The organism is Micromonospora sp. NPDC023814, assembly GCF_040639595.1.
Classification (GTDB): Bacteria; Actinomycetota; Actinomycetes; order Mycobacteriales; family Micromonosporaceae; genus Micromonospora.
The window spans coordinates 1-6,373 of the sequence record NZ_JBFAAF010000140.1 but is presented as its reverse complement, the minus strand read 5'-3'; the positions used below and the strand labels follow the sequence as shown (position 1 = coordinate 6,373).

At 66.5% G+C, this 6,373-nt stretch carries 5 protein-coding genes and 2 pseudogenes; 2 read left to right on the top strand and 5 right to left on the bottom strand.

Features of this window, described 5'->3' with window-relative positions:
- Nucleotides 1-94 precede the first annotated feature (94 nt).
- Nucleotides 95-325 (bottom strand): annotated as a pseudogene (locus tag AB0G14_RS34235) (transposase); the annotation flags it as partial.
- A 453-nt stretch (nt 326-778) separates the two neighbouring features.
- Entirely contained in the window at nt 779-1,705 is a 927-nt protein-coding gene (locus tag AB0G14_RS34230; RefSeq protein ID WP_357704717.1) for an NmrA family NAD(P)-binding protein, read from the bottom strand.
- Between the two features lie 103 nt (nt 1,706-1,808).
- Between AB0G14_RS34230 and AB0G14_RS34225 the strand changes: the two genes are divergently transcribed.
- The gene (locus AB0G14_RS34225; RefSeq protein WP_357704715.1) at nt 1,809-2,378 is read left to right on the top strand and encodes a TetR/AcrR family transcriptional regulator; all 570 of its coding nucleotides are present in this window, start codon (nt 1,809-1,811) and stop codon (nt 2,376-2,378) included.
- A 126-nt stretch (nt 2,379-2,504) separates the two neighbouring features.
- Nucleotides 2,505-3,416, top strand: a complete 912-nt coding sequence (locus tag AB0G14_RS34220; RefSeq protein WP_357704713.1) for an IS5 family transposase — start codon at nt 2,505-2,507, stop codon at nt 3,414-3,416.
- 7 nt (nt 3,417-3,423) lie between these two features.
- Here AB0G14_RS34220 and AB0G14_RS34215 read toward each other — a convergent pair whose 3' ends face one another.
- The 3 genes and pseudogenes from AB0G14_RS34215 to AB0G14_RS34205 all read right to left on the bottom strand — a co-directional run bounded on the left by AB0G14_RS34215 (nt 3,424) and on the right by AB0G14_RS34205 (nt 6,122).
- Nucleotides 3,424-4,206, bottom strand: coding sequence for a transposase family protein (locus tag AB0G14_RS34215; RefSeq protein WP_357704711.1), 783 nt, complete (start codon nt 4,204-4,206; stop codon nt 3,424-3,426).
- Nucleotides 4,207-4,439: 233 nt separating this feature from the next.
- Nucleotides 4,440-5,284 (bottom strand): annotated as a pseudogene (locus tag AB0G14_RS34210) (ISAzo13 family transposase); the annotation flags it as partial.
- A 13-nt stretch (nt 5,285-5,297) separates the two neighbouring features.
- Nucleotides 5,298-6,122, bottom strand: coding sequence for a transposase family protein (locus AB0G14_RS34205; protein ID WP_357704709.1), 825 nt, complete (start codon nt 6,120-6,122; stop codon nt 5,298-5,300).
- Between the last annotated feature and the right edge of the window lie 251 nt (nt 6,123-6,373).

Genomic DNA, 6,373 nt, shown 5'->3' with positions numbered 1-6,373 from the left:
CGCGCACGGCCGCAACATCATGCACGCCCTCACCGAACTCGCCACCGGCCGTCCCTGGCTACCCGCAACCGGAACGACCACCTGATCAGTCACAGTAGTAGTACACCGTGGAGTGTGGCGGAAAGTCATGAGGGAGGTACTTCCAGGCGATCCCGGTGCGGTTGACGTAGAGGATGGCGTTGAACACCTCCCGGACATCGGTGCGAGCGGGCTCACCGGTGGGCCGCCGGTCGAGGCGGGCCTGCTGCCAGGCGAGCAGGGTCGGTGCGATCAGGGCCCAGCGGGCGTCGGAGATGTCGCTGGGGTAGGCGCGGCGAGCGGTCACGTCACAGCTCTACTCTGGACGGACCCGATGAGCCCGCAGCCGACGGCAACGGCGAGTCCCGGTCATGTCTACGTCAGACGGAATCCGAGGCGCATCTGTATACGAAACAGACGCCGAATCGTCCGATCTCCCACGTATGCATCCCCACCAAAACGGCGAAACGCTCGAATGGCGCATGCGACAAATCAGGAATAGCGCGAGATCGCATCATCGAATGCCCACTCAGAGGGCGGTTCGAAGATCTTTGAGTAGATTTATGCTTTGCGTCCGCTTGTAGATCATTCGGATGGGTTGGACTGTAAAAATAACTTGACACTTCTGCCCACGAAGCCGCGGGCGATCATCGCCGGTACGGCGGTGCCGTACCGGCGATGATCGCGGGACCGTGGCAGCGCCCGGGAGCGCTGAGGATGACGGCTGGACCGGTGGACAGAGCGAGTGCCCCGGACCGGGTCAGGCTGTGGCCCGGAGGTGTTCGTGCGTCCATTCCTCGAAGGTCGTGAGGGGGATGCCGAGGGCTCGGGCGAATTCCGGGCGGGCGGGTTGCCCGGCCACGTTCATGTGTGCGTGTGAGACGCCTGCCCACACCGGCATTCCCGCGGCGATCGCTTCCTCCTCGGTCATCTCCGGCGCGGTCAGCTCGGTGCCCAGTGCACGGGACAGGATCTTGGAGATTTCCGTCATGGTCAGGTAGTCGCTGGCCAGTTCCAGCTCGACCCCGTTGAACCGATCGGGTTCGGCGATGGCTGCGGCGGCCGCACTGCCGATGTCATCGACCGCGACGAGGGAGAGCCGGGTCTGCGGCTTCAGCACAGTCGCCAGGCCGCCCTCGACGCCCCGGGGGAAGAGGTACGCCGAGGAGGGCAGGAAGTTCTCCATGAACCAGCCCGGCTTGATGAGTGTCCAGTGCGTGAAGCCCGCCTCGCGTACCCGGTTCTGGATGCTGGTCTTGGTGGCGTAGTAGGGCTCCAGGGGCGCCCAGCGCCCTTCGGCCCAGCCGGTGGTCTCGGTGTGCTGTCCGGCGCCGGAGACGGACGTGTGCACGAACTGCGGCACTTTCGCGGCCAGCGCGCCCTCGATCAGGTTGACGGCCTGGATCAGCTCACCCTCGAAGTCGATGGAGGCCCCGTTCATCGCGGGCATCTGCACCGAGAAGACCGCTCGGGCTCCTTGCGCGGCCCTGACCAGCGAGTCGCGATCGTCGAGGTCGCCGATGACCAGTTCGGCACCGAGCGCTTCGACGGCCCTCGCCCGGTCGGTGGCGGGGTTGCGGACCAGCGCCCGGACGGGAACGCCCGCCGCGAGCAGGGCACGGGCGGTGGCGCCACCCTGCTGTCCGGTGGCGCCGATGACCAGGACGGGTGCGGGATCGGTGGGCATGAGGGCTCCTCCGGATTGCGCGGCTATTAAACGGCGGGCCCCACCGTTTGTGCTTGGCTACTATACGGAGGGCCCCGCCACTTAGCAAACATCGAGGTGACCAATGCCAGTCCAGCGTGCAGACGCCCGGCGCAACTACGCGCGCCTGCTCGCCGTGGCCGAGCAGGAGATCGCCGCGCACGGCGCCGACGCATCCCTGGAACAGATCGCCCGCCTTGCGGAAGTCGGGTCAGCCACGGTGCGCCGGCACTTTCCCAGCCGCCACGCACTGCTGGAGGCGGTCTTCCGTGAACGGATCGAGACCCTGTGCGCGCACGCCCGCAACCTGGGCGGCAGAGCCGATACCCGGGCCGCGCTGCTGGAATGGCTCAGTGCCGTCACCGCGTCCGCCGCGACCATCCGAGGACTGGCCATCGCGCTGACCCGCGACAGCGCGGCGGACCCCGCCGAGGCGCACGAGCACTGCGCTTCGGCGCAGCTCACGGAGGCGGGCGAACCACTGGTACGCCGCGCAACCGACGATGGCGCGCTGACGCCCGGCGTGACCATCACCGACCTGATCATGCTGATCACCGGTATCGCCCTGGCCACGGAACACAATCCGGACCCCGCTACCGAGGCGGACCGACTACTCGCCCTGACCGTGGTGGGAGTCAGTCCCCGTCAGAGGTGAGCGCAGAGCGTACGGGTGTTGGTTGGCGCACGCCGCGACCTGTCAAGGCGGTGCCCTCACACAGATGTCAGAGCCTGGTAAATAAGGGTTTCGGGAGGCCGGCGGGGTCGGTGCAGATCGACAACCGTGACGGCGTCGGCGTGGTTGCGTGACATAGGGAAGGGCCTTCGGTACGAGCAAAGGCGACAAACCAGCACGACCGAAGGCCCAACCCTGCCTGTATACCTTGTCGCCGGTGTCGCCGCATCCACCACCCCGGCCACCCTCGATGCTCACCTGCCCACCGCCCGGCCACGGCACTACCCATCCGACACCAGCGACGCCGAATGGGCCGTCCTCGCCCCACACGTCCCGGCCGGCACCGGACGTGGCCGGCCGATCATCTACCCACGCCGCGACATCGTGGACGCCATCCGCTACCTCGACCGCACCGGCTGCCAGTGGGACGCGCTACCGGCCGACTTCCCCCACCACAAGCTCGTCTACCACTACTTCAAGACCTGGACCGCCGACGGAACGCTGCACCGCATGCACAACAGCCTGCGAGAACAGGTACGTGAGCAGATCGAGGACCGCGACCGGCAACCGACGGCCGCGCTGGTCGACTCCCAGTCGATACGCGCCGCGGAAACCGTCGGGCGCCCCAGCCGCGGCTACGACGCGGGGAAGAAGGTCAACGGCCGGAAACGGCACATCGCCGTGGACGCCTGCGGACTGCTCCTCGCGGTCCTGATCACCGGCGGCAACGTCCAAGACCGTGACGGCGCCCGACCCCTGCTGTGGGCGCTACACGCATGCTTCCCCACCATCCAGCTGACCTGGGCCGACAGCGGCTACGCCGGCAAACTCGTCGACTGGGCCGCCACCCACCTCACCCTGACCGTGCAGATCGTCGCGAAACTCGCCGGACAGACCACCTTCGTCGTCCTACACCGCCGATGGGCGGTCGAACGCACCTTCTCGTGGATCAACCGGTGCCGATGCACCGTCCGCGACTACGAACGACTACCCGGCCACCACGCCGCGATGGTCCAATGAGCTCTTTTCATCCTGCGTAGCGGTTGGCTTCGATCCGGTGTAGGGCGAGGATGGCCTGCACTATCGTGGTGGCTCGGCGTGGGCAGCAGCGCAGCTTGGCCAGGACTTTCCAGGTTTTGAGGGTGGCGATAGCTCGTTCGCCACGGGCGCGGATCTTGGCGTGCGCACGGTTCACGGCCTTCTGCCGGCGTGACAGCTTCGGCCGGTAGCGGTGCCGCTTGAACGGTGTGCGCACGCTGCCCCGGGCACCTTGATAACCCTTGTCCGCGAACGTCATCACGTTCGCGCTGGTCAGCGCTTGGATGATGCCGTGGGTGCGAGCTGCAATCAGGTCGTGGACCGCGCCCGGCAGTGCCGGCGAGGCCCAGACGAGCCGGCCGGCCGCATCGGCGATGACCTGCACGTTCACCCCGTGCCGTTGATGCTTTCCGGAGTAGTAGGGCTTCTGGTCGGCGACGCGGTCGATCGGGATCAGCGTGCCGTCCAGGATCGCGTACGCCAGCAGCCGGATCCGCCGCATGGCCGCGGCCAGGTCGTCGGCCGATGCCGCGAGCACCGCGACCGCTTCCTGCACGTAGCGCCAGGCGGTGGCGACACCGACAGCGAACCCGGCGGCCAGACGGGTGTAGGTGTCGCCGTTGCGCAGATGAGCGAGAACGAGCAGTGCCTGCCGTCCTGGATCGAGGCGCCGCCAGCGCGATCGATGCTGCTTGCGACGGCTGCGGATGCGGTCGGCGAGGTGGTTCAGGGTCCGGCTGGACAACGAGATCGTGGACGGGTAAGACAGCACAGGCGAGGCTCCCGGTCGGGGCGTCTGATCTTGGTCGACAGCTGTCTTACCTGGAGCCTCGCCCTCATCGATACCCGGCCCACCAACACCGCGCCTGAGCTGCAAGATCAGGTTGGAAAAGGCTCAATGGGCCATGATCATCGTCATGGCCCGCCGCCTCGCCCGCCACCAACACACCTGAAACCCTTATTTACCAGGCTCTTAAACCCTGGTAAATAAGAGCGTGCAGATGATTAACACGCTGGTTTGATCTCTGATAGGGGTGCGGTTTCCCCGTCGGTGAGGAATGCGACGAGGTCTGCTGGTGCGGGGAACCGGGCCGTCGATGGTGTGATGACGTATCCGTGCTGTTCCAGGAGTGGGCGGGTCTGCTGAACGGCGATGGTGATCGTCTTTCGGTCCACGTTGAACAGCTCGGCCAGGACCGCTTGTGTGCAGAGTCTGCGCAGGTAGAGCACGGTGGCCAGGATGCGGTCGGCGTCACTGAGCTTGACAGGCGGCCCTGCTCCCATAGCGCGGCGGCGTACGGCGCCGCGCCGCACGTACCGGTTCTGCTCACGATCTGCGCGTCGCTGATCTCGACTCCGGTGGGGTAGGCGGCGGTGTCGAGTTCGGCTTGCACTTTCAGACCGGCGCGGGTGGTGGTGGCCGCGATGGACTGCACGATGACTTCGTGGCTGGTCAGCGGCCTGCCGCGCCAGTTCATCGTGATGTGGCTAAACAGCCGGTGCTCGATCTTGTTCCATTTCGAGGTCCCCGGCGGCAGATGGCACACCGTGATGTGAAGTCCGCTCTCTGTGGCCAGGGCCGCGAGTTCGGTCTTCCACGCCCGGGTGCGGTGACCGTTGGAGCCGCCCGCGTCGGCGGTGATCAGCAGCCTTCGGGCATTCGGGTAGTCGCTTGTGCCGCGGGCGGACCACCAGCGGCGGATCGAGGCGACCGCGAACGCGGCAGTGTCGTGATCGCAGCCGACGTTGACCCAGCCGGCGTTCGCGGTCACGTCATAGATCCCGTACGGAATCGCCTTGCCGGTCTCCCGGTCGGGAAAGTCGTGCGTCTTGACCTGGACGGGCTCACCCACTGAAGTGATCTCAACAAGATTCGGGTAGGTATTTGTATTCGAAATGAGTCAGGTGCAGCGCGGCGGCGACGATATCGCCGATCCGGCGTGGGCTGGCGGTGGTGTGGCGTAGCGTTTTCCAGCGTCCAACCAGGATGGCGAAGCCGCGTTCGCCTTGCCAGCGCAGCCCGCGCAGCAGCTGGTTGTAGGCGCGGTTGTCGGGTGCGAGCCGGCTGCCGTCGGCAGGCTGCTTGACCGGAGTCTTGATGCCGTGACCTGCGCTTTCGTAGCCGGAGTCGGCCAGAGCGGGCAGGTCCAGTTCGGCGGCGGACCAGTTCAGCGCAGCGGTGATCCCAAGTTCGCGGGCACAGCTGGTGTCGTGCAGGTGCCCGGGCATCGCCGCCGATGTCCAGATCGGCAGTCCGTCCGGGCGGATGATCGCTTGGATGTTCGCCCCGAAGTCTCGGTGCTTGCCGGAGTACCAGGCGTCGATGGTCTCGCCCTTGACCGACAGGGTGGTCTCGGTGAGCCGGTCGCAGTCGAACAGCTTGCCGTCGAGAATCACCTGGGACCAGCCGTCGGCGGCGACTCGGCGCAGCGCGGTGTGCAGGTCGGTCGCCTGCGCGGCGAGCACGGCGATGCCCTCGTCGCGGTAGCGGTACGCGGTCGCCCGGGAGATGCCGAACCCAGCGCCGAGCACAGTCATGTCCTCGGCCTTGCGGAACCAGACCAGCACCAGCAGCGCCTGGTAGAAGCAGGTCAACGCGCGGGTGCCGCGCCGCGTCCCCTTGGCTCGGCGTTCCGCGGCAAGTAGCCGGCCGAGGTGCTGCACGAGTTCCCTCGGGACGTCGACCATGGCACGATATGCGATCACGTGGGGTCCTCACCGTGTGGGTGATCTTGTGGTGAGAACTACCTACCGAGGACCTCACGTCCACTTCCAGCACTGTCCGGTCTGAGCGCCTTCATCCGTGTCGAACCAATCAACACATTCGCGCCGCTGAGATCAGCTCACTGAGCCTTTCCGAGTAACGGTTCGCGACTGTGCGTAGTGTTCGTTTCAGGTGGTTCGTCCGTGCTCGATGTGGAGGATGACCAGGGCTGCGG